This is a genomic window from Psychrobacter sp. ANT_H56B (assembly GCF_008369245.1).
In the GTDB taxonomy this organism is placed as follows: Bacteria; Pseudomonadota; Gammaproteobacteria; order Pseudomonadales; family Moraxellaceae; genus Psychrobacter; species Psychrobacter cryohalolentis.
In genome coordinates, this window is the sequence record NZ_VOBF01000001.1 from 326207 (window position 1) to 349388 (window position 23182).

General features: G+C 42.4%; 20 protein-coding genes and 1 tRNA gene. 8 read left to right on the forward strand and 13 right to left on the reverse strand.

The window, feature by feature from the left end:
* Positions 1-177: 177 nt before the first annotated feature.
* The 3 genes from FQ082_RS01280 to FQ082_RS01290 all read right to left on the reverse strand — a co-directional run bounded on the left by FQ082_RS01280 (position 178) and on the right by FQ082_RS01290 (position 5608).
* Positions 178-2223 carry a propionate--CoA ligase gene (locus tag FQ082_RS01280; protein WP_149491742.1) on the reverse strand — a complete coding sequence of 682 codons (2046 nt, stop codon included), beginning with the start codon at positions 2221-2223 and terminating at the stop codon, positions 178-180.
* A 223-nt stretch (positions 2224-2446) separates the two neighbouring features.
* Positions 2447-4117: a fatty acid--CoA ligase gene (locus FQ082_RS01285; RefSeq protein ID WP_149491743.1), complete on the reverse strand. Its 1671-nt coding sequence runs from the start codon at positions 4115-4117 to the stop codon at positions 2447-2449.
* Positions 4118-4369: 252 nt separating this feature from the next.
* On the reverse strand, positions 4370-5608 hold the full coding sequence (locus tag FQ082_RS01290; RefSeq protein ID WP_262498120.1) for an MFS transporter: 1239 nt from the start codon (positions 5606-5608) through the stop codon (positions 4370-4372).
* 529 nt (positions 5609-6137) lie between these two features.
* Between FQ082_RS01290 and FQ082_RS01295 the strand changes: the two genes are divergently transcribed.
* Positions 6138-6560, forward strand: coding sequence for a tetratricopeptide repeat protein (locus FQ082_RS01295; protein WP_149491744.1), 423 nt, complete (start codon positions 6138-6140; stop codon positions 6558-6560).
* 199 nt (positions 6561-6759) lie between these two features.
* Entirely contained in the window at positions 6760-7506 is a 747-nt protein-coding gene (locus tag FQ082_RS01300; protein ID WP_149491745.1) for a hypothetical protein, read from the forward strand.
* 28 nt (positions 7507-7534) lie between these two features.
* On the opposite strand, the gene FQ082_RS12935 is transcribed toward FQ082_RS01300, so the two are convergent.
* Positions 7535-7684 carry a hypothetical protein gene (locus FQ082_RS12935; protein ID WP_188018880.1) on the reverse strand — a complete coding sequence of 50 codons (150 nt, stop codon included), beginning with the start codon at positions 7682-7684 and terminating at the stop codon, positions 7535-7537.
* A gap of 171 nt (positions 7685-7855) precedes the next feature.
* The gene (locus FQ082_RS01305; RefSeq protein WP_149491746.1) at positions 7856-8401 is read right to left on the reverse strand and encodes an Rrf2 family transcriptional regulator; all 546 of its coding nucleotides are present in this window, start codon (positions 8399-8401) and stop codon (positions 7856-7858) included.
* A 489-nt stretch (positions 8402-8890) separates the two neighbouring features.
* Here FQ082_RS01305 and ychF point away from each other — a divergent pair, with 489 nt between their 5' ends.
* From ychF to FQ082_RS01320, 3 genes are all read left to right on the forward strand, one after another.
* On the forward strand, positions 8891-9982 hold the full coding sequence (gene ychF / locus FQ082_RS01310) for a redox-regulated ATPase YchF (RefSeq protein WP_011513855.1): 1092 nt from the start codon (positions 8891-8893) through the stop codon (positions 9980-9982).
* A gap of 164 nt (positions 9983-10146) precedes the next feature.
* Positions 10147-11580, forward strand: coding sequence for a deoxyguanosinetriphosphate triphosphohydrolase (locus FQ082_RS01315; RefSeq protein ID WP_149491747.1), 1434 nt, complete (start codon positions 10147-10149; stop codon positions 11578-11580).
* 82 nt (positions 11581-11662) lie between these two features.
* Positions 11663-12343, forward strand: coding sequence for a TetR family transcriptional regulator (locus FQ082_RS01320; RefSeq protein ID WP_149491748.1), 681 nt, complete (start codon positions 11663-11665; stop codon positions 12341-12343).
* Between the two features lie 49 nt (positions 12344-12392).
* On the opposite strand, the gene gspK is transcribed toward FQ082_RS01320, so the two are convergent.
* From gspK to tsaA, 8 genes are all read right to left on the reverse strand, one after another.
* Positions 12393-13466 (reverse strand): type II secretion system minor pseudopilin GspK, encoded by a 1074-nt coding sequence (gspK, locus tag FQ082_RS01325; RefSeq protein ID WP_149491749.1) that lies wholly within the window; start codon positions 13464-13466, stop codon positions 12393-12395.
* Positions 13467-13469: 3 nt separating this feature from the next.
* Positions 13470-14321: a type II secretion system minor pseudopilin GspJ gene (gspJ, locus tag FQ082_RS01330; protein WP_149491750.1), complete on the reverse strand. Its 852-nt coding sequence runs from the start codon at positions 14319-14321 to the stop codon at positions 13470-13472.
* Complete coding sequence (gene gspI, locus FQ082_RS01335; protein ID WP_149491751.1) at positions 14318-14797, reverse strand: type II secretion system minor pseudopilin GspI; 480 nt, start codon at positions 14795-14797, stop codon at positions 14318-14320. Before gspI ends, gspJ begins: the two co-directional genes overlap by 4 nt.
* A gap of 3 nt (positions 14798-14800) precedes the next feature.
* Entirely contained in the window at positions 14801-15484 is a 684-nt protein-coding gene (locus FQ082_RS01340; RefSeq protein ID WP_149491752.1) for a prepilin-type N-terminal cleavage/methylation domain-containing protein, read from the reverse strand.
* A 176-nt stretch (positions 15485-15660) separates the two neighbouring features.
* A complete protein-coding gene (locus FQ082_RS01345) occupies positions 15661-16344 on the reverse strand; it encodes a TetR/AcrR family transcriptional regulator (RefSeq protein WP_011513862.1) in 684 nt (227 codons plus the stop codon).
* Between the two features lie 233 nt (positions 16345-16577).
* Positions 16578-17366 carry a TatD family hydrolase gene (locus FQ082_RS01350; protein ID WP_149491753.1) on the reverse strand — a complete coding sequence of 263 codons (789 nt, stop codon included), beginning with the start codon at positions 17364-17366 and terminating at the stop codon, positions 16578-16580.
* A 148-nt stretch (positions 17367-17514) separates the two neighbouring features.
* Entirely contained in the window at positions 17515-19302 is a 1788-nt protein-coding gene (locus tag FQ082_RS01355; RefSeq protein ID WP_149491754.1) for a GspE/PulE family protein, read from the reverse strand.
* A gap of 63 nt (positions 19303-19365) precedes the next feature.
* Positions 19366-20208: a tRNA (N6-threonylcarbamoyladenosine(37)-N6)-methyltransferase TrmO gene (tsaA, locus tag FQ082_RS01360; protein ID WP_133104542.1), complete on the reverse strand. Its 843-nt coding sequence runs from the start codon at positions 20206-20208 to the stop codon at positions 19366-19368.
* Positions 20209-20606: 398 nt separating this feature from the next.
* Between tsaA and FQ082_RS01365 the strand changes: the two genes are divergently transcribed.
* The 3 genes from FQ082_RS01365 to FQ082_RS01375 all read left to right on the forward strand — a co-directional run bounded on the left by FQ082_RS01365 (position 20607) and on the right by FQ082_RS01375 (position 23150).
* Entirely contained in the window at positions 20607-21380 is a 774-nt protein-coding gene (locus FQ082_RS01365) for a ferredoxin--NADP reductase (protein WP_011513866.1), read from the forward strand.
* 139 nt (positions 21381-21519) lie between these two features.
* Positions 21520-21606, forward strand: a tRNA-Leu gene (locus tag FQ082_RS01370).
* Positions 21607-21770: 164 nt separating this feature from the next.
* Positions 21771-23150: a tyrosine-type recombinase/integrase gene (locus FQ082_RS01375; protein ID WP_149491755.1), complete on the forward strand. Its 1380-nt coding sequence runs from the start codon at positions 21771-21773 to the stop codon at positions 23148-23150.
* Positions 23151-23182: the final 32 nt, after the last annotated feature.

Below are 23182 nucleotides of genomic sequence, written 5' to 3' on the forward strand. Positions count from 1 at the left end.
ACTATAACAATAAAACAATTTTAGGGTCAAGCTCTTTATGCTGCTTTTAGTAAAGTTAACGTTAATGTCCGATTTATCTACCATAACCCATAAGCTATTAACGACAATAAAAAAGCCCATGAGCATTCATGAGCTTTTTTAGATAAAGGTAATTTTAAAACGTGCCTGAAAATGCGCCTAGTAATCTTTCATAGATTGCTTGACCGCATCAATAGCCGTTGGATTATCAAGGGTAGACATATCACCAGTGGGTTTATCCTCTGCTAACGCCCGAATGGCACGGCGCAATATCTTACCAGAGCGTGTCTTTGGCAATGCTTGCGGGAAATAGATCGCCGCAGGCCTTGCGATCCCGCCCAAAGATTTGACGACCGCGCCTATCACTTGCTGCTCAAGGCGAAAGCGGTTTTCAGTCGTTGCCACCAGTTCATGATCTTTTAACACACAAAAAGCAATCGGCAGCTCGCCTTTTAGTTCATCTTGAATACCTACTACCGCACACTCTGCGACCTCTGCATGCATACTAATCGCCTCTTCAATCTCTTGGGTGCCCAGTCTATGACCGGCGACGTTAATGACATCATCGGTACGACCGAGAATATGAAAATAGCCGTCTTCGTCAACGACTGCATAGTCCGATGTCGAATATTGATTGCTATCCGCTAAGCTAAAGTAGCTGTCAATAAAGCGCTTATCATTACCCCAAACCGTGGTCAAACAACCCGGTGGTAAGGGCGCACGAATCGCCAGTAAACCTTTTTCACCCGCTTTACACGGCTCGCCAGTTTCTTCATTGATAACCTGCGCATCGTAGCCATACATAGGATAGCCAGGTGAGCCTTGTTTATGCGGTTTATCAGTGAACCTAGGAGTATTACTCAGAATAGGCCATCCCGATTCTGTCTGCCAATAATGGTCTAAAATCGGTACGCCCAAATGCTTGGTCAGCCAGCTGGCAGTAGACTCATCTAGTGGCTCACCTGCCAAAAAGAAGGATTTGACGCTTGAGACATCATAGCGCGTCATCCATGTCTCATCTTGCTTTTTGAGCATACGTACACCAGTCGGTGCAGTAAACAAAATATTGACCTTGTTAGCTTCCACAATTCGCCACCAGATACCAGGGTTTGGCAGATGCGGTAAGCCTTCATACATAACACTGGTCATGCCAGCGAGCAATGGCGCATAGATGGTATAAGAATGGCCAACTGCCCAGCCGATATCAGATATCGCCCAAAACGTCTCGCCTGTCTTACCGTCATAGATATAGTCCATCGATGTGGTCAGTGCTACTGCATGACCGCCGGTATCACGCTGCACGCCTTTTGGTGTGCCCGTCGTACCAGAGGTATAAAGTAGATACGATGGCGTATTAGATTCAAGCCATACAGGCTCGACGATAGCATTGGCTTCACAGCTGATACGGCGCTCAGTAGCATAATCCACATCCAGCTCTTTTACGTCAAACGGCAAAATACCACGATTGACCACTACTACATGCTCAGGCTTGGTGGTTGCCTGCTCGATACCTTGATTGACAAGGTTTTTATAGTTGACAACTTTACCACCACGCAAACCTGCATCCACTGTGATGACCATTTTTGCTTCAGCATCATCCATACGAATGGCTAAATTATGGGCAGCAAAGCCACCAAATACCACCGAATGCACTGCACCGATACGCGCACAGGCGAGCATTGCATAAGCGGCCTCTAAAATCATCGGCATATAAATGATGACACGATCGCCCTTCTCAATACCGTAACGCTTTAATACATCGGCAAAATAATTCACTTCTTTATAAAGGTCGTTATAAGTCAGGCGGCGCTTGGTGTAGTCGGTATAAAATTCAACGTTATTACCCAAGTCTTTAAAAGCATCGACTACAGCAGGATAGGTTTCTACGAGTTCTTGATTAATCTCTGATGACAGCCAAATAAAAGCATCCTGTTCTGCACGTTCTTCAAGATGACGATCGACACAGTTATAGCAAAGATTGGTCTCGCCGCCAACAAACCACTGCGCAAATGGCAAATTACTGTCATCAAGGATTTGCTCAGGCTCTTTATGCCAATAGATACGCTTGGCTTGCTCAGCCCAAAACTCTTCTTTATTTTCAATAGAAGACTGATAAATCTCAGCAAAGGTTTGAATCGTATTTAGTGCTTGAAATGTTGGGGCTGACGTTTGATTGGTCATTGCAGTGGCGGTTTGCGCGCTCATAATAGCTGTCCTTAGCATAAATGATGGGTAATGCGATGTGATTTGTCCGATAATATCATAATATAAGACTGGCTATCCCGGCCAGCTATCCTTACTAAATCAAAAAAAACCGATACACTACGTATCGATTTAGTGTGTATCGGTTTAAAATGTAGCAGAGCCAATCATAAAGGTCAACTATTAAGCCTGTTATCTCCTTAATAGTTGAGTTAGTTTAAAAAAACTATACCTCGCTCTGATTGGTATACATCTCACGCATCACTTTTTTATCGTGTTTACCAACAGAGGTCTTTGGTAGTTCATCTACAAACTTAAACTGACTAGGTATACCGTATTTTGGAATGATACCACGGGCTACTGCCTGCTCTGCCAGCGCTTTGATGTCATCGACTTTGGTATCTTGGCAATTTGGTTTGAGTACTACTAATGCTAATGGACGTTCGCCCCATTGCTTATCACGTACCCCAATCACAGACACATCCGCCACCGAAGGATGTAGCGATAGAATCGTCTCAATCTCTAGCGAGGATATCCATTCGCCACCTGACTTAATCACATCTTTTAAGCGATCGGTGATTTTGATATAGCCATCAGGTCGTATATAAGCGATGTCTTGGGTATGCATGTAGCCGTTTTCCCATAGCTCTTTGCCAGCGTCATCATTTTTTAAATAGCTTTGGGTCAACCACGGTGCGCGTAATACCAGCTCGCCAGTATTGTCCTGACCTGTACCAACTGGCTGATTGTTCTCTCCCCATACTTGAGCATCAACCATAAGTACAGGCTTACCCGTCATACAGCGGCGAGCGATATCTTCTTCTTCACTCAGCTGCGGTTCATTAAGACTAAAGTCAGTCAGACTGATTAGAGGTGCGGTCTCCGACATGCCATAACCGGTATAAACTTCAATACCCTGATCCATCGCCGCTTTTGCCAAACCTTCTGTCAATCGTGAACCACCAATAATCATTTTTAGACCATTAAAGCTGGCACCGCGGTCTTGCGCTTCTTTGAGTACCATTTGCAAAATTGTCGGTACACAGTGGGTGATGCTGACCTTTTCATTGATAATCAAATCCATCAACAAATCGGGTGCATAACGACCAGGATATACTTGCTTTAGACCTGTCATAGTAGCTGTAAACGGAAAGCCCCACGCATGGACATGGAACATCGGGGTCATTGGCATATAGACATCACCATAGCTGACGCCTTGTTTATTTGGCAACATACCAATCGACGCTGCTTCCGTCAGGGTATGCAATACTAACTGACGATGGCTAAAGAACACCCCTTTCGGATCACCTGTCGTACCTGAGGTATAAAAAGTTGTAGCAATGGTGTTTTCATCAAAATCCGGGAAATCAAAATGGTCATTAGCAGCATCAAGTAGCGCCTCATATTCACCTTTCACACGGTTCTGGTTACCCCCGAATACGCCCTCAGAGGTCACACCATTATCATCTAACCAAATAATATGCTCAATGCTGGAGTTTTCAAACTGATAATCTTTGACCAAGGGCGCAAATTCAGAGTTGAGTAGCAGCACCTTTGGTTTCGCATGATTGATGGTGTAAAGGATTTTGTCAGGCGATAGACGAATATTGACCGTTTGCAAAATATACTCTGACATCGGCACCGCAAAGTAGGATTCAAGATAGCGATGACTGTCCCAATCCATCACAGCAACCACATCACCAGCATCAAGGTTTAAGCCGTCTAAAACATTCGCCAAACGATTGATACGGTTAAATAAGTCTTTATAAGTAAAACGTTTTTTATCTGCATAAACGATTTCTTGATCTTGTGATACGGTTTTGGCGCGGTTTAATAACTGCTTAACCAATAGCGGAAAATCATAGGCGGATGGCGCACTGTGATAGATATTTGACATAAGTTTGACGTCCTTGTTTATAGTATTTTTGAGTGCAGATAAAAACCAATTGATTGGATATCAGTCGTGATTACATAGTGATGTTTTTATCAATAACCTCTTGATAGTAAGAAAAAACCAGCGTCATGTAAAGGCATGACACATAAGTGGCACAATACTCATTGTTCGAAAATAATCGTTTCTCGATTGCTTAGCTTGTGATAGCTTATTTTATCTCTTATGTTGGTTTGTCTGGTGTCAGCTTGTCTGGCATTAAGCAGGACGCGGTTTTGTTTTTATCATGCCAAAACTTGCGACCAAAAGTGCCAATACTTGTACAAATAATAATAGCCAAACGGTCAATGACCATTGTCCACGTGCATAAACGATACCGCACAGCCATGCGCCCATCGTGCCGCCCGCATAATAAGCCATGTAATATAAACCTGAGGCTAATGAACGTCCGTTTTTGACATTGACGGCGATATAGCTAATGGTTGCTGCTTGGGTAACAAAAACGCCTGACGACATAATGGCAAGCCCAATAATAATGCCCCATAATGGCGTGACCAGCGTTAATAACGCACCAAGCATCGAAAAAATCACTGCCACTCGAACGGTGCGTGCTGCCCCAAATCGACGTAATAATGTCGTCGACAATGGCGTGATAATCACTCCGATTAGATACACCGCAAAAATATTGGCAAGCGCGCCAGTGCTAAGCTCATAAGGCGTGCCAGCAAGATGTAGATTGATAAAGGTAAAGCAACCAACGAGCGAAAAAAGCACACAAGCACCGAGCAAACATGCGGTTACCACATAACGATTGGTCAAATGCTCACCAAGCGTCTGCATCGCTGAGCGAAAATTTGGATTGGCTACAAAATGCCGCGACGATGGCAACATCTTGCCAACCCATAGTGCACCGATAAGCGTCATCGCTGCCATCACATAATAGCCTGCACGCCAGCCAATAAACTCGTGCAGATGCCCCAGTAAGAACCGCCCCATAAAGCCGCCAAGTACCGAGCCTGAGACATAGAATGACATCAGCTCTGTGACAGCTCGCCCCTCGAACTCCTCACCGATATAGGCAATGGTCACAACCGTAATGCCTGGGACAGACAATCCTTGCATAAAGCGCCACATACCAAGCCAGCCAATACTAGGACTTTGGGCGATTAAAGCAGTAGGTATCGCTAAAAACAACAATGCCCCAACGATAAAAGATTTGCGCCCGACCGCATCAGATAGCATCCCTAAAAACGGTGACATAATGGCAATAGCCATCACTGTTGCGCCAACAACCATCCCTGCCTGCACTTCAGTCGCTAAAAAATCTACCATCAATACTGGCAATACCGCTTGAATAGAATACACCTGCAAAAAGGCGAACATCCCAATCAGACCAATAGTTAACTTCAGCACCCATGAAGGCGAATCAAAGGGTATCTTTGTAGTGTTGTTATTTATATGATTATTCAAAAGAGTACTGACTATAAAAAGGCTCATTTAGCTTAGGCTAATTGGGCGTGGGTGATAGAAATACGGCAATCGTACACAAAATATCTAATCTAATAACTGTAAAAATCATGATTTAATATCAAAAAAATTTAATGAATAAGAGTTTAATCACAGTATTGTCTATTAAAGTCTTATTCATTAAAGCAGCTGAGTTCCAAAGCCAATAACTTTCAAAAAGTTAAGTTGCATTTTATCACAGCACATAACAAACACAGGTTGCGCTATGTTACAAAACAGCATTCAACACCATAATGGCAGTAGCCTGCAAATAGAAGCCTATAACTATAAAAACGGCTTATAAAGTGCTCAATATAGTAAACTGTGGATAAACTCAATCGTCTCTTGAGTCAGCGCAGGTAGGGTGCTATTTTACAGTCCCTTCCAATGTATGGCGTTCAGCAGTAACACAAATGATGTTAAAATAACGATTTTTTCGTATTTTACCTACAGTATTGCCCGTAATTTCAGCCATATGTTGCCTAAAACGCTATGCTTAATTTTAAAAAGGATGTAAGTCATGATTAACACCAAAATATACAAGTCCGTTTATACCTTGGCTGAAAAGCTACTAGAAGCCGATAGAAAAGGACATCAAGAAGCCTTTAATTGGCTATATAGCGAGTTAAAAGCGATTTGTGTCGATAATGAAAATACCGATAAAGACCATCCAGAGCAATGGGAAACGCTAGCCGACTTCACTGCAGAGTTAGATGAAGCGTTGGTCATTTATGATAAGGCACTTGAAAAAGCCAAAGCCATCAACTCAAAAGACCATCTGTCATCCATTGCGTTTTCTATGGCAGTTATCCAAGTTGAATTGGGGCAAAAAGAAGCTGCAATTACCAGCCTGCAGAACGCAAAAATTACTGCCAATAAAATCGAAGATAAAGAGTTTAAAGCGGAAATAGATGAATTACTTACCAAATTGTTAGAAGAATAAACAACTCAAACTTTCGATCCGGCACCAACACAACATCAAATCAATACATTTCTACATTCGTATATTGATACACATCCTGCTATCTTTTTTATGGCAAACTTTGTATACCTATACCTATACATAGGCATAAGCGTTTATATATCAGCAGCCGTATAACCACTAAAATAGTTAAAAAAATAAACCATAAGGACGAGTATTAATGAGCGATAAAATCATAGATTTGGGTGCAGGATTTTGGAACATTCGTGGTACGTTTCGTTTAGGCGGTGTGCTGAATATCGGTACACAATGCTCATTGGTTAAGCTTGCCTCTGGACGATTTGTTTTTTTAGACAGCTATACCTTGACTGATGACGTGCAAGCGCAAGTGATGGCCCTGACTAACAATGGACAAGATGTCGAAGCGGTACTTAATTTGCACCCCTTTCATACGGTCCATTGCGCGCAAATGGCAAAAGACTTTCCGCAAGCGACTTTTTATGGCAGTAGTCGGCATCATAAAAAAGTACCTGAAGTGCAATGGGCAGACGATTTGGTCGAAAGTGATGTGGTCGCTGAGCGTTATCCTGAGCTTAAGTTCTCATTGTCACAAGGGGTTCACTATATCGCACCTAATGAGATGATTCATGCAGGTTCGCTGCTGGCATTCCATCCTGCTAGCAAAAGCTTACACGTCGATGATACTTTTATGAGTCCACCAACCAAATTGCTAGAAGCAGTGTTACCTGAATTATTGCTACATCCTACTACCAAAAAAGCACTAAAGAATGAGCCGAACGCTGGTAAAGAGTATTGTGATTGGGCAAGTAACTTGGCAGATGACTGGCGCGATGTACGCAACTTTTGCGCAGCACATTCTTATTTGGTCAAATTTAAAGATGGCGAGTTTGAGAAAGCATTATTAAAAGCGATTGCAAAAGCACGACCTAAGCTTGAAAACGCGTAATGGTTGATTGGATAAACGATAAAAAAGGCTACCAAAATGGGTAGCCTTTTTTATCGCGAAACCCTGTTTGCAACGTCGGGGCAACTTGTATGATACTGTCTTGAGTGGCGTTGCTAACCATATCTAAACTTGAGCAACCTGTTAATAACATAACTGCCATAGCAGCTGACGCGCTCATTTTGCAAACGCATTTTATGATATGACTCTTTAATAATTTTGAAGTTAATTTAAATAATTTTCACTAGAACAGCATAATATTAATCGTAACCTCATAATGATTGGTAAGTAGATCACAACATCCTGTCTTATTTAAATTGCCTTTCAAAATAGAGAAAATATGTTATGACAATTATGATAATAACGCTGCAAGCTCATCCTTATTCTCGATAATGTCTGCCAATGTATAACGTTCAAGCACGGCAATAAATGCTGTCAACGCTTCAGCAAGCACCTGTTTTAGCTGACAGACCGGACTGATAATACAGCCTGAAGCTATGTGACTTACAGTTTCATCAATCAGTTTTAATGACATATCGTTGACGCTAGCGTTCTTTTCATCATTTATTACAACACTATTAATATCAGCGATCGAGCTGTCCAATGAGTTTGTAGAAAAGCACTCAACCAAAGCAAAATCCGGCTCTATTTGTTTAATCAATTCACCCAAATTAATGTCTTTTGGCGCGTGCGCTAAGCGAATACCGCCATTCTTACCGCGCACACTATCGATATAACCAAGCTGTCCGAGCTGCTGGATAATCTTGGTCAAATGACTTTTAGATATATGATAACTATTGGCAATATCACTGATATTTGCCAATAGCGTCGGCTCGGGCTTAGTCGCCAAATATATTAACGAGCGCAGTGCATAGTCACTGTAATTGGTCAATCGCACCTTAAAGTGCTCCTATTCTTAATGGTTTATTCATTTATTCTAAGGGCTATGCTAGATAAGTAAAGTGATTTAAAACCGCTTTATAAAAAGAAATGGATTGAATGTGGAATAACGCCCTAAGCTTATCGAATCAGTTATTATCCGCTCTCACAAAAACAGTAGAAATCTATTGCTTTCATCGACTTAGACTATTCATGTATAAAAACCATCAGGAGTCTAAATGTCTAAAGAGAGAAATAGAAGTTAATGAATGCTATTCTGGCAACAAAAGCATCCTATCTATGTCTATTTTGAAGTGCTTCAACTACAGTAGCTTAGCATAATAATGAGCACCAAAAAGGCAGCTAATACTGCTCGATGAAATTCCAATTAACCAGTATAACAACCTCACCCATATTCGGTTAAATTTGCTACAATACGCCCAATTTTGATTTACTATTTTACTAAGTCTTATATCAACTGATTTTATCAATATATTGAGAGCATGTTATGGGTTTTAATTGCGGCATCGTCGGTCTACCAAACGTGGGTAAGTCCACCCTGTTTAACGCCTTGACCAAAGCGGGTATCGCCGCTGAAAACTTTCCATTTTGTACCAAAGATCCCAATACGGGTATCGTTCCAGTGCCTGACCCACGCCTAAAGAAACTGGCGGATATCGTTAACCCTGAGCGCGTACTACCAACGACGATGGAATTTGTTGATATCGCAGGTTTGGTCGCTGGTGCGTCAAAAGGCGAAGGCATGGGCAACCAATTCTTAGCCAATATTCGTGAGACCGATGCGATTGCGCACGTGGTACGCTGTTTTGATGATGACAACGTCGTACACGTTGATGGTCGCGTTAGCCCGATTGATGATATTGAAACCATTAATACTGAATTGGCATTGGCCGATTTAGAAGCCGTTGAGCGCGCGATCTTCAACTTAACCAAAAAAGCCAAAGGCGGTGATAAAGACGCTGGCGCTATGCTTGATATTTTTAAGAAAATCGAGCCATTATTAGCAGAAGGTCAAGCCGCACGCGCCGCCAATCTTGATGCTGATGAGAAAAAATTAATCAGAAGTTATGGTTTAATTACTCTGAAGCCTACCATGTATATCGCTAACGTGAGCGAAGATGGCTTTGAGAATAATCCATATCTTGATGCCGTACGCAACTATGCCACTGGCGAAGACTCTATCGTTATCGCATTGTGTAACCAAATCGAATCTGAAATTGCCCAGCTTGATGAAGATGATAAAAAAGACTTCTTGGCTGAAATGGACATGCTCGAGGCCGGTCTTGACCAAGTCATTCGCGGTGGTTATGATTTGCTTGATATGCAGACTTACTTTACCGCTGGTGTAAAAGAAGTGCGTGCATGGACAGTAGCCGTTGGCGCAACCGCACCTCAGGCAGCTGGCGTGATTCATACTGACTTTGAGCGTGGCTTTATTCGCGCTGAAGTCATTGCTTATGACGACTTTATCGAACATAACGGCGAAAAAGGTGCTGCTGCTGCCGGTAAATCACGCTTAGAAGGCAAGACTTATATCGTACAAGATGGCGATGTGATGCATTTCCGTTTTAATGTTTAATGTTTAATGTTTAATGTTTAATGTTTAATGCTTAACCTTTAATACTACACAGCATGTTTACACAGTCTTAGCATAGAACAACCAAAAGCCAGCCTTGATGCTGGCTTTTTTTATTATACTGGGAGCGACAACCGTTAAATAATAAGAATAAAGGATTATGTACTATGATCGCTCCTATCAATAAATCACTTAATAGCCGTAGCCACTGGGCAAAACTATTTAGTGCCCAGCGTTTAGGCAGTCATAAAAAAGCCCCTGCTCAAGATACTGCGCGCTCTTCTTTTCACAAAGATTATGACCGATTGGTGTTTTCGCATTCCTTTCGTCAACTCAATCAAAAGACCCAAGTCCATCCATTGACCAATCAATTGGGCATTCATACCCGACTTACACATTCGCTAGAGGTTTCTTGCATTGGGCGCTCTTTAGGGATCATGGCAGCCGAGAAGCTACATTACAAACTAGAAGGTGGTTTACCTGATGGTGTCACGCCAGCTGATGTGGGTGTGATTGTACAAGCAGCCTGCCTCGCCCATGATATCGGCAATCCACCCTTTGGGCATGCGGGAGAGTACGCCATTCGTGATTGGTTTATGCATTCTGAACGTCAAACCATTCTGCAAAATATGAGCAGCAATGAGCAATTAGACTTGCTGGCTTATGAGGGTAATGCGCAAGGATTTCGTATACTCATCCGTAATGAGCATCACCCTGATGCAGGTGGTATGCGCTTGACTTGTGCCACGCTAGGCGCGTTTATGAAATATCCTTGGCTTGCGACGCATAGTAATAATGACACTCAAAGCAGTCATCAAAGTACTCCGCACAGCAGGATATCAGCTAAGGCACAGAAATTTGGCTGCTTTTATAGTGAAGCCGCACAGTTAGAAGAGTTAGCAGCATGCTTGAATCTACCTCGCTCAGAGCAGCATGACGGTTATGCTCGCCATCCCCTCGCCTATTTGTTGGAAGCTGCTGACGATATTTGTTATGCGCTGATAGACTTAGAAGATGGCATCAATCTAAATATGCTTACCTACAATGAGGTGGCTGCTATCTTCTATGAGCTGATTGGCGAGCGTCCTAACACTATCAGCCTGCCTACACATATGTCCGTCAGGCAGCATCTGGCATCACTACGTGCACGGGCAATGATGCGATTGGTCAACACCGTCACCGATGCGTTTGTTGATAATAGTGATGCGATGCTAGCGGGTACACTGCAAGGCAGTCTATTTACCCATTGTGATGCGACCGTTCAGCACGGTATTACCCAAGCCAAAGAGTTAGCACGTGAAAAAATTTTTAACCATCCAAGTAAAGTGCGCATGGAGCTAATGGCCAATCAATGTCTGCATCGCCTGTTAGATGCTTTTATGCCGTTAGCTTGGACAAATCAGACAAGCACACCGATGTCCTTTGAACAACAGCGTTTGCTCATGTTGCTAAAACCACATCTTGATGAGCATCACCGTGTTTTAACAGATAATATTTATCAAAATATGCTCAATGTCTTAGACTTTATAACGGGCATGAACGACCATGAAGCTTATCGATTGGCTCAAGAGCTACAAGGACATTGGGGAACTGTCGTTTAAAAGCGACATTTAAGTGTATTTCATTCGTATTTTTGCAATGAAATGAGTATGATAGACATCTATCAGTTAATTTTGAAATATTATGAGCAGTCGCGAACAAAAAAAACTTCAAACTCGGCACGCTTTTTTTAATGCAGTGCTCGATTTATGTATGACAGGACAATCTTTTAGCTCTATTAGCCTCAGACAAGTCACGCGCGAGGTTGGTGTCGTGCCGACCGCATTTTATCGCCATTTTGATGATATGGAATCGCTCGGTCGCGCTTTGGTGATTGAAGAGCTAGGTGGTACATTAGCCACTTTGAGTGAGAGTTTGCATATTGGACGTAAACGCAGCTTTGAGCGTCAAATTGCCAAAAGTATCCAGCTATTCTTGCATATGGTCAGTGAGCAACCCTACTATTGGCAGTTTTTGGTCAGTGAGCGCTATGGTGGCTCGGACGCCGTCCGTAAAGCCATCAATGAGCTTATCAAACAGCATGGGGGAAGCTTGGCAGACGATTTGGCGTTACAGCCTGCTTTTACCCACATTAATACTTATGATCGTAGACTGCTGGCTGAGGCTGGGGTCAATATGTTCTTCTCTTGGATTATTGATTGGCTAGAGCTGACTTATACTGAAGATCATGATGATGAAGTCGACTTGGCTGAAATTGAACAACGAAAGCAGCTGATGCTACATAATTGTACGCGCCAAGCACAGATGTTGTTTTATGGCGCTTATAATTGGAAATCTACTGAAGAAACTCATTTAAGTTATTAATAAGACATATATTTGGTTGTTTTTGATGATTATCGTTTAGTGATAATCATCAAAAATTCGGTCGAAATGCCCAAAGTCGTTGCGTCACCACGCGAACCTCTTTGGGCTTTTTGTTATCAGCGTTTTTATTATTGATATTGGTATCATCGCTATTATTGCTATTTTCCGTAACATCAGTAGCAGTCTTGCTAATCATTATGGTTGCATAGCGTTGTCTTGCTTGACCAACAGTTGCATTATCCGTAGCAGTGATAAGTGCCGTAAAAGCTTGGCTATCAACCGCTAGGAGTGGCGCTAGTGCTTTTCGTTGCTTCTCATTTAAACTACCTAATATTGGCAGCTGCCATATCTCATCAATAGATTCGAATACTTGCTTTTCCCGTAGATCAACGATGGTTTGCATTTGCTGGCTAGTTGCGCCGTCGATCAGAGCAGCAAGTATCACCGGGCTGGCTGTATTCATATTAATAGGTAAATAATGTGGCACTACTGTGATGTAAGGTCGTAGCACTGCCAATACTTCCGCATTGATGCCTTTCACATTTTGCAGCTGATCAATATTGACCAATCGTTGATTGGGCAAATCGTTATCCACTGAGCTATTAGACTGCTGGTTATAAACCGTACTTTCATCGCCGCCATCTTGATAAACCTCACTGTCTGCATCTTGATAATCAAGAACAGCAATAGCAATATCTGGCGCCAAATTCAATTGGGTTAATAGCCGTTGCAATACTGCCAAAGCATTACTATCGACTGCGCCATTTTGATATAAATTATTGATATTAAAGCGACTGGCTTCATCACGCATTTCAATGCCAATACTATGTGCCCCCAAGGTATAAGGGGGTACAGGCTTTGCCCAGATATCTTGCGTACTATCAGTGTCATTTAGATTAGCATCGGCACGAATCATCGTAACCGCTAGTTGCTGACCGGCATCGATATCTTGTAAGAGCTGGTTTTGATCAAACAACAAACCGCTGCGTCTAATCGCAATTTTTTGGCTGGCAAGTATCGCCCCTGCGACCACCGTAATACTAACCACTAGTAATAAAATGGTAAGTAGCGCGACACCACGCTGAGAGTCGGTTTTCATGGGCATAACTGGCATGCTTGGCATATATTAAATTCCATTCCCTGAATTATTATCTACATTGCCATTGGCTGCATCATTGTTACTTGTGCCGTTGCCGTTGCCGTTGCCGTTGCCGTTGCCGTTGCCGTTAGAATTATCAGGAGTATTATTTTTATTTACACTATTATTTGGTATTGGCTGCGGAGCAAGTGCCCATTGCCAAGTGATCGGCATATCTTGATAAGTGAAAGTGATAGCAACTCCTTTCGGTAGCAGCACACTCTCAGGCTGAGCAGTGGTTGACGCCGCGTCTTGTCCAAATTGGCTGTTCAAGCTGGCATTGTTACTATTACTGTCTTCATTGGGAAACTTTGTACTCATTTCTGGCAGATACGCTTGCCATTGCCCTGCTGTCACCCCTTCCAGCAAGACACTATCCAAACTGATACTATCACTACCTCCGCCTATACTGGCATATTGACGGCGAATCAAACGCTCGTCAGCAAAAATATATTCGACATGCTGCATACTAGGACTGCTTTGATATCGAGGATCAGGATCAGCAAAACGGACAAAGCTGATACGCGTACTATCCAGATTCATAAAAGGTTCAGGCGCAGGCTGTAGTGCATTTTCTTGATTGCTATTATTTGCATTATCAATATTTAAAGCACTGGCAATTTGAGTATCTACTGCTTGATAAGGAACGATTTGCCCCATATCTTGCTGTAGCTGCAGATAAGCATATTGCAAAACGGCTAAATTATCTGCATGGAACTGGGCACGTTCTCGAGCACGATTGACGCTATCAAACACCTGCCAGCCTGCCACTGCTAGCATTGCAAATATTGCCATAGCAACCATAAGCTCAAGTAAGGTAAATCCATGCTGCGATTTCACAGACTACCTCCATTTGGGTTTGAGCCAGTCAAGTCCAAACTACCTATATCTTGCTTTGAGTTGCTCAGTATCACATTAATATCATTGACTGCGGTACGCGTCTGACCATCTATGATAGGCGCAACGGCGATATTCACTTTTTTTAATGCTGGCGTTATATCCTGACTCACAGTCATCGTAATTTGCCAGTCGCGACCTTGGGCATTGATTGTTTGGGTACTATTAGCAGTTAGCCAGGTGTCTTGAATACGTAAGTCAGCAGCAGCATTTTGGGCAACAAAATGTGCAAGCGTACGTGTCCGTAATACATCGACCGAGCTTAAATAAGCACTACTGGCACGGCTCGCAGCCACTGCCACAACCGCTAAAATCGCTAGAGCAACCATCACCTCAATCAAGGTAAATCCGCTCTCATGCTTTGGTAGGTTTGGCTTTCGGTTTACATGGTTAGGTTTGGCTCTGTCATTATTTATCATCGGTTATTGCCCTTGACCTATCGATATACTGCCATCGGGCATAATCGTAATGACCTCACCTACCAGACGCGAATTATGGCGCACTTCAATGGTCACCGGTGCTGCTTGCCCTGTGCCAAACCATAATACTTGCGGCACTGTTTGATCTGTAAACCAAGGTTGCAGTGCTTGGATTTGTCCTCTATTTGACATATTACCAGCATCTAGGCTTTGTATGGCTAAGCTCACCCCAGCAGGCAGCTCAGGCAAAGTGACTTCGGACTCAAGCTCCCAGCTTGGTGTTGGTAATTTATCTTTAATCCCACTAGACATATTGGATAAATCGGCAGATAGCTCCATTGAATTCTTAGGCGTACTGTCTCCACTAGAAGACGCCGAGGTATCAGTTTGATAAGCCACATAAGGATTAGATAGAGTGACAATCACAGGGGTAATTTGACCTTGCTTATTGGCTTGCAGACTCAAACCCATCGGCTGCATACGTTCAGCCGATAACAGCCTAACATAACTCAATGAATCCGTCAGATGCTCATAAAAAGCACGATTTTTACGCGATTCACTACTACCTACTGATAAGCTCATCATGCCAGCGAATATAGACAAAATAACGACGACGACAACAATTTCAACCAACGTAAAGCCAGCTTGGGTGTGATGATGTGTCATTGATGATGAGAGTTTTGACATACAGAGGTCATCTAGGATGGCGTCATTCTTTTAAGAATGACGTTATATTGGGTGAGATATAAAACGGGAGAGAAAATTGATTGTATCAAGTAAAGGTTAATATGCTGCTATATAGCATATAACAACACAGATTTTTATAAAATAACGACTCATGGCTTTTAAGTTACAGTAAAAACCTAATAATTGGTGTTGCGATGCTCTTCTGACTCAGTATCAATCTGTTCGACCAATTCCTGCATATCCTCATCCATCACTTCATCCTCAGCCGCCGGGTAATGGCTTGGCAGCTCTAGCATTTGTTGGACAAAGGCATAACGCAGAGTGTCGCGGCGTCCCAAATAACGCTGATAAAAACTTGAGTTCAACAGCCCTGCACCGCCCTGACCCATCGCCCAGATAGAAGATAGATAATCACGCGTGCTTAAGCTACTGTGTTCATCCTTCAGATAAGCACTGATGATATCAATCAAGCGCTTCATGCGCTGACGGCGAATATCATACAGCTCACCAAATAAGCGGTTAAGACCTGTCACTGATGCTGCTAAACGCTCTTCGATTTGGTTGAGTAGCATGGCTTTTTGTGGATTAAATAATTGCTGAAAAATCATACGAGCGACGCCTGCTGATGGGCAATCGTCAATACGATTAATTTCAAACAGCTGCTCTTCATAACGAATGATAATACGCAGATAGAGCTCATCTTTACTAGAGAAATGCTTATACAATGTGCCTTTAGCCAGATCAAGCTGGTCTGCCAAGCTGTCTAAAGTGATGTCGCCATCGCCTGACTCAAGTAGCAATTGCTCTGCCATTGCTAAGATATTCTCTTCTCGTACCTTGAATTGATGCTGACGACTCATAACTTCTCCTAAAACTTGACAATATCATGCATATGACCACAGTTCGTATTGGCATATCGGCATTCGGAGTATCAAATACTACAAAGACTGCGCGACGGATACAATAAAGGAATATGCGTATGTTTGCTAAATAATCATTTATAATCATGTACTTATATTTAACGCTGCAAGACGGCATGCATAAAAAAGCTGCCACTTGCAAGAAATGACTGAGTGGTCATAGCATAACCATTTTAATGATACTGTGCTAGTAAATTCTCAAAGTTTTTTGCAGTCAGTGCACCGACCTCTTCGCTACTGCAATCATACATCTCTGCAATACAACTGGCGACATAAGGCACGTAAGCTGGTTCATTAGGGCGACCACGTTTAGGGACAGGTGCTAGATAAGGGCTATCCGTTTCGATCAATACTCTGTTTCTTGGCATATTTTTTGCCGCATCTTTGATATTTTGCGCGCTTTTAAAGCTGACAATGCCTGAAAATGAGATGTAAAATCCTAAGTCTAAGGCACGTTTTGCGGTTTCCCAATCTTCGGTGAAACAATGAATAATGCCGTGCTCAGCACCTTCTGCTTTTAGAATATCAATCGTATCTTCTTTAGCATCACGCATATGGATGACAAGCGGTTTTTTTAGGCTTTGGCTGGCATGAATATGACGGGCAAGGCTGGCTTGTTGCGCTTTTTTATTTTCTGTCGACCAGTAATAATCAAGTCCCGTCTCCCCTATTGCCCACACATGGTCAGCGCTAGCCGTTTCTATCAAACGTTCAACGGTTGCAGATTGTAAAACGCTGATATCTTCACAAGGATGTATACCAACGCTCATACCAAGATTGAGCGTTTCATCGCCGTAGGTACTGACGATATTGGCAATCTCATCATATTCAGCGAAATCACACATAATTGCCATCGCACGAGTGACATTGGCTTCTTTCATCGCGGCAATTGCGCCAGACAATTGACCATCGTATTTGGTCAAATCTAAACGGTTAAGATGGCAGTGGCTATCGGTAAACATAAACAATCTCGTTATAGTCATTTTTAAAAATTATTAGGATAAAAAATTTAATTTGTATGGTATTTATTGTTTTGAAGCGTGCACTTTTCAAGCACTGCTTAACAAACTTACTTTTAATGCAATGGCATCTTTTAATATAGCGGCACTACTAATGCAAAGGTACCACGCGCATCACCTCTTCCATGGTTGTTACCCCTTCACTAATACGCTTCGCACCCGATAGGCGTAATGGCTGTACACCTTCACGGTATGCTTGCTGCTTTAATACATCCAGATTGGCATCAGCAGCGACCAGTTTTTTCAACTCATTTGATAATGGCATAATCTCATAAAGACCAATACGACCTTGATAACCAGTATGGCGGCAATGCTCGCAACCCTGTGCCTTATAAATCTGCGCTGGCACGGACGCGCGCCACGGCTGTACTAATTCTTGCCATTGAATGGCAATCTCGCTATCTGCCGTAACATCCACGGCTTGCTTACAATGTGGACATAATGTCCGTAACAAACGCTGTGCCATGATGCCCAAGATAGTCGCTGACGTCAAAAACGGCTGAATACCCAAATCGTTCAGTCGAGTAATTGAGCTTGGCGCATCATTGGTATGCAAGGTTGAGAGCACCAAATGCCCTGTTAAAGATGCTTGTACCGCCATGTTTGCCGTTTCAGCATCACGAATCTCACCAACCATAATAATATCAGGATCTTGACGCATTAAAGAGCGAATACCATCAGTAAAATGTAAATCAACTCCTGGATTAACCTGCATTTGATTAAAGGCAGGTTCAATCATTTCAATCGGATCTTCAATAGTACAGACATTGACTTGCTCAGTGGCGAGCTGCTTGAGCGTACTATATAAAGTGGTCGTTTTACCCGAACCCGTCGGACCGGTAACCAATATAATGCCATTTGGATGCGCTGTCAGCTCGTGCCAAGTCTCCAGCTGCTTACCTGACAAACCAAGCTGAGCAAAGGAGCGTACTAGTACCTCAGGGTCAAATACCCGCATGACGAGCTTTTCACCAAAGGCAGTCGGCATCGTGGATAAACGCAGCTCCGTCTCTAAGCCTTTTGGTGTACGTGTTTTTAGTCGCCCGTCTTGTGGTTTGCGTTTTTCTGCAACATTGAGCCTTCCCAAGATTTTAATACGTGCCGTTACCGCCACTATAATAGCGAGTGGCATCTCATAAACACTATGCAGCACCCCATCAATGCGAAAACGCACCTTGCCCGTCTCACGACGTGGCTCTAAATGGATATCACTGGCGCGCTGCTCAAAGGCATATTGCAACAACCAATCGACGACTTTGACAATATGTTGGTCATTGGCATCGGGGTTGGTATTGTCCCCTAGCTGTAATAGTGCTTCAACATTAGTGATATCAGATGCGGCACGTTTATGTAGTGAGTTCGCCCCTGCAATCGCTTGCGTGACTTGGTAAAATTCTTGCCGATAGCGATTGATTTGTTCAGGATTAATAAAGACTGTACGATAGCTTTTTGACTTAATGAGCTTTTCAATATTGCCATGCCAATCGGTATAAAATGGCTGATCGGTACCGATAACCACCTCATCAAGCGTTACTTCAATCGGCAAAATATGCTGCGAGCGTGCATACTCAAACGACATGAGCTGCGTCACTGCTGGTACATCGACTTTTAACGGGTCAATACGGACCAGCGACATATCTGCTTTGGCAGCCAACCATTGATTGAGCCATGCCAAAGTTAATTTATTTTCAGTATTATTATCAAGTGCATGACTATTAGGCAGACCAAACTCACTTATAGTCAATAGCGGATGCTGACCCTTACTGCGGCGGCTGGTAATGACGAGATTATAACCCCGTTGGTCTATCACTCGATCTGCCAGCAACTCATCAAGGCACCAACGCAAATCAATTACTATCGAATACTGTTGAGCAGGCATATTTTTTCTTCTTTTATGGTTTAAAGCATTTGCGCAATGTCGATATTCATCTTACCTATTAGACTATATTGTGTCGATATCCGTTATCTGTAATTCACCTGAACCTATCAATTGAAAACTCACATCAATAGATTTATAGCGCATGATAAATGAAGTATTAACCTCTTTCTGGCGATAAGCAGGGCGTGGGTCTTGTGCTATCAACGCTTTAATATTATCAAGATCAGGCATAAGCAATTGTTTTTGCATTTTATGAATGACCGATTTTACCGTTGCTTTTTCATTGTGAGCTATTTTTTCTGCTTCATTGTGAATATGTTGATTGTCTATAATTTGCACAAACTGCTCATAGGCAACTTTAGTGACAGTCACCTCCAACAAATGCGGCGCAGAGGGCGCAAAACCGCTTTGTGCCTCAGGTAACGCATCACTATAAGCCACATAAGGCTTGATATCGATAATTGGCGTACCATCTATCATATCAGCACCGCTAATGATAAGTAGCACCCGTCCTTCTACAATCTCAATAGCTTCAAGCTTAACCACAGACAATCCAAGCGCTGAGGGTCGATACATACTGCGACTGGCAAACACGCCTATCTTTTGATTGCCGCCCAAACGCGGCGGTCGCACTTGCGCACGAAAGCTGCTATCCGCTTTATTAGCCTGTTTATCTTTATACAAATAGTTGTGATGAAACTGCCAGCTGACCCAGATATGGCTAAAATCTTCCAAACCAACAAACGCAGCTGGCGTATCATAAGGCGCAATCATCTCAATCACGCTGGTCAATGCAACCAGATTTGGCTGTCTTGGCGCGCCAAACTTCTGTGAAAGCGGCGCACGATGGTAGCCGATAATCGGTGCTATATGATTACTCAATGAAGAAGCAGTCTGACACGACATAAATCTAATCCAAAAAACAGGGTTTTATAGTTCCACATAAGCGCTATACAAGCCATCTGTGACTCATTATAGATAATAACTCACTAACGATATTCCATTTTATCATGCTATACCAAAGCCGCTTGACGGATTTTTATTTTAAAGTTTGTTATGATGAGCGAGAAATTTATTGAGAATGGCTTGCATTCACCATTAATGGCTTAAAAATCGCGGTCATGCGCGCCGCATCACCTTATAACGCCGAATAATAATGTTAAAATAACAGAGTGATGGCTTCATTAGCATTGATAGCATTCATCTTCTATTAAAATTTTGCACCATTTTGACTTTATCATGAAAAATGGGTATTCAGCATTTGTTTAGATTGATACAGATTACCACTTACTAACGAGGGATTTATGTCAAAACTTCGCACCGAAACGGTTACAGAGGTTCATCATTGGAATGATGCACTATTTAGCATCAAAACCACACGCGACGACGGCTTGCGCTTTCGCAATGGCGAGTTTGCGATGATTGGTTTGGTCGTTGATGGCAAGCCGTTGCTGCGCGCTTACTCGATTGCCAGTCCTAACTATGAAGAACATTTGGAGTTTTTCTCCATTAAAGTGCAAGACGGTCCTTTAACGTCGCGTCTGCAACATATCAAAGTTGGTGATGAGCTATTGGTCAGTAAAAAACCAACGGGCACTTTGGTATTAGATGATCTATTACCGGGTAAAAACCTTTATATGCTCTCAACCGGTACAGGTGTTGCCCCATTTTTAGCATTGGCACGTGACCCTGAAGTCTACGAGCGTTTCGAAAAGGTCATATTAGTGCATGGTGTGCGCGGTATTAGTGACTTGGCTTATCGTGACATGTTCGAAAACGAGCTGCCGAATGATGAAATTTTTGGTGAAGATTTCCGTAAGAAATTCATCTACTACCCAACGGTCACTCGCGAAGAATTTAGAAACACTGGTCGTATTACCGACTTAATGAAATCTGGCAAATTTTTTGAAGATATCGGACTGCCTCCGATGAACAAGGAAGATGATCGCGTCCTAATTTGCGGTAGTATGCCATTTAATGCTGAAGTCTCAGCTATTTTGAATGATTTTGGTCTAACAGTATCACCGCGTATGGGTGTTCAGGCAGATTATGCGGTTGAACGCGCCTTCGTTGGTTAAAATCTAAACTTTTATTCAAAATACAATAAATAATTCTTGACGCTCAAAAATAGGCTGCTATAATACGCAGCCTATACAGAGATAACCCTGTAGCCCAATTCGATAATGTTTGCAGTATATAAACTTTATCACCTAACACGCCGGTGTGATGGAATTGGTAGACATGACGGATTCAAAATCCGTTGCCTTTAAAAGCGTGTCGGTTCGAGTCCGACCACCGGTACCAACACCTAGTTCTATAGCATCTTATAGAGCCGCCAAAGCCCCTGATATCAGGGGCTTTGTTGTATCTGATGTACTATACTGCCCTACAGTATCTATCCCAATCCATGCATCTGATGTACACTGTCATGTACACTGGCTTTTAAATGTACACTGGGGTATTTAGTTATGGAAGAGCGCAAGGCCAAGGAGCGTAGGAAGGCTATTAGCTCCGATAGGAGCATCAGCAGCCATACTGCTCAAGATGATGAATACTTAGTCTCTGTCAAAAACCATCAAATGTTATATCTAATGATTAGACCTAATGGTACTAAGTCTTGGATATATCGCTACAAGTCCCCCACTCATTCAAAAAATAAACGTATATCGCTTGGTATTTACCCAAAAATATCACTAGCTCGTGCCTGTGAAATTTGGCGTGACTATGAAGAGCTACTTAGCCGTAACATTGACCCTAAAAATCATCGTGAAGAATTAAAACATACTATTATTAGTAAAACTAAAAATTCCTTTAATTACTTTGCTTGGGAATACTTCGATACTCTTAAACAGAATCAAAAAGAGAATACTTTGAGTCGTAAAAAGGTTCGTTTAGACCTTATATGTACGTATATAGGTAATGAACCTATCAGTGAGATTGACTCGCCTAAAATGCTTGAAGTGCTTTTAAATATACAAGCCAATTCTTTAAATAACGATGGTAAGCCTACGGACAAAGCTGAACGCTGTGCAGGCATTGCTAGTGACGTATTTGTTTACGCTGGTGCTCGTGGATTTTGTAGCAGTAACCCTGCTTCACTCATTAAAAGCCAGTTAGCAAAATCCAGTTACGGTCATCGTCCAGCAGTTACCAAACCAGAAGACTTAGCTAAGTTGCTACGAGCTATTGGAACCCTAGAAGGTGATCCAAACACTATTAACTCCCTTAGGCTATTAGCATTACTGTTTGTGCGTAATGGTGATCTACGCCGTATGAAATGGTCGGATTTAGATCTAGAGGCTAATAGATGGCAGTTTAAGCCTTTAAAAGGTCAAGGCAAGCTGAACATGGTTAAAGATATGGTCGTACCCCTACCTCGTCAAGCAGTAGCAATATTACGTGAGCAGCAAAAGATTAATGGTCATACCGAATACGTATTTTTTAGCGAAAGGGCAAAAAAACATCAGATCATATCAGACGCTACTGCTAATAATCATCTACATGATTTAGGTTATAAAAATATACATTGTGCGCATGGCTTTAGAGCCACTGCAAAGACCATCATGCAAGAGCACCTTAAGTACCCTCTCTTGCTTGTAGAGATGGCCTTAGGACATACCACTAAAGATCCTAATGGATCGGCTTATGGTCGTTTTGAGTATATTGATGATCGTAGCGATATGATGCAGAAGTGGGCTGACTACTTAGATGCTTTGAAGGATGGTAAGGATACGGTAGAGTTTAGAGCAGATGCACAAACCAAAGCTGACTCTACCGCGCAACTGAAAGCATTGATAGATCAGCTTGGAGAGGATAAAGTGCTTGAGTTGCTAAAAATTAAGAGCTAACTTTGCCTGAAATATCAACAATTATAAAAATT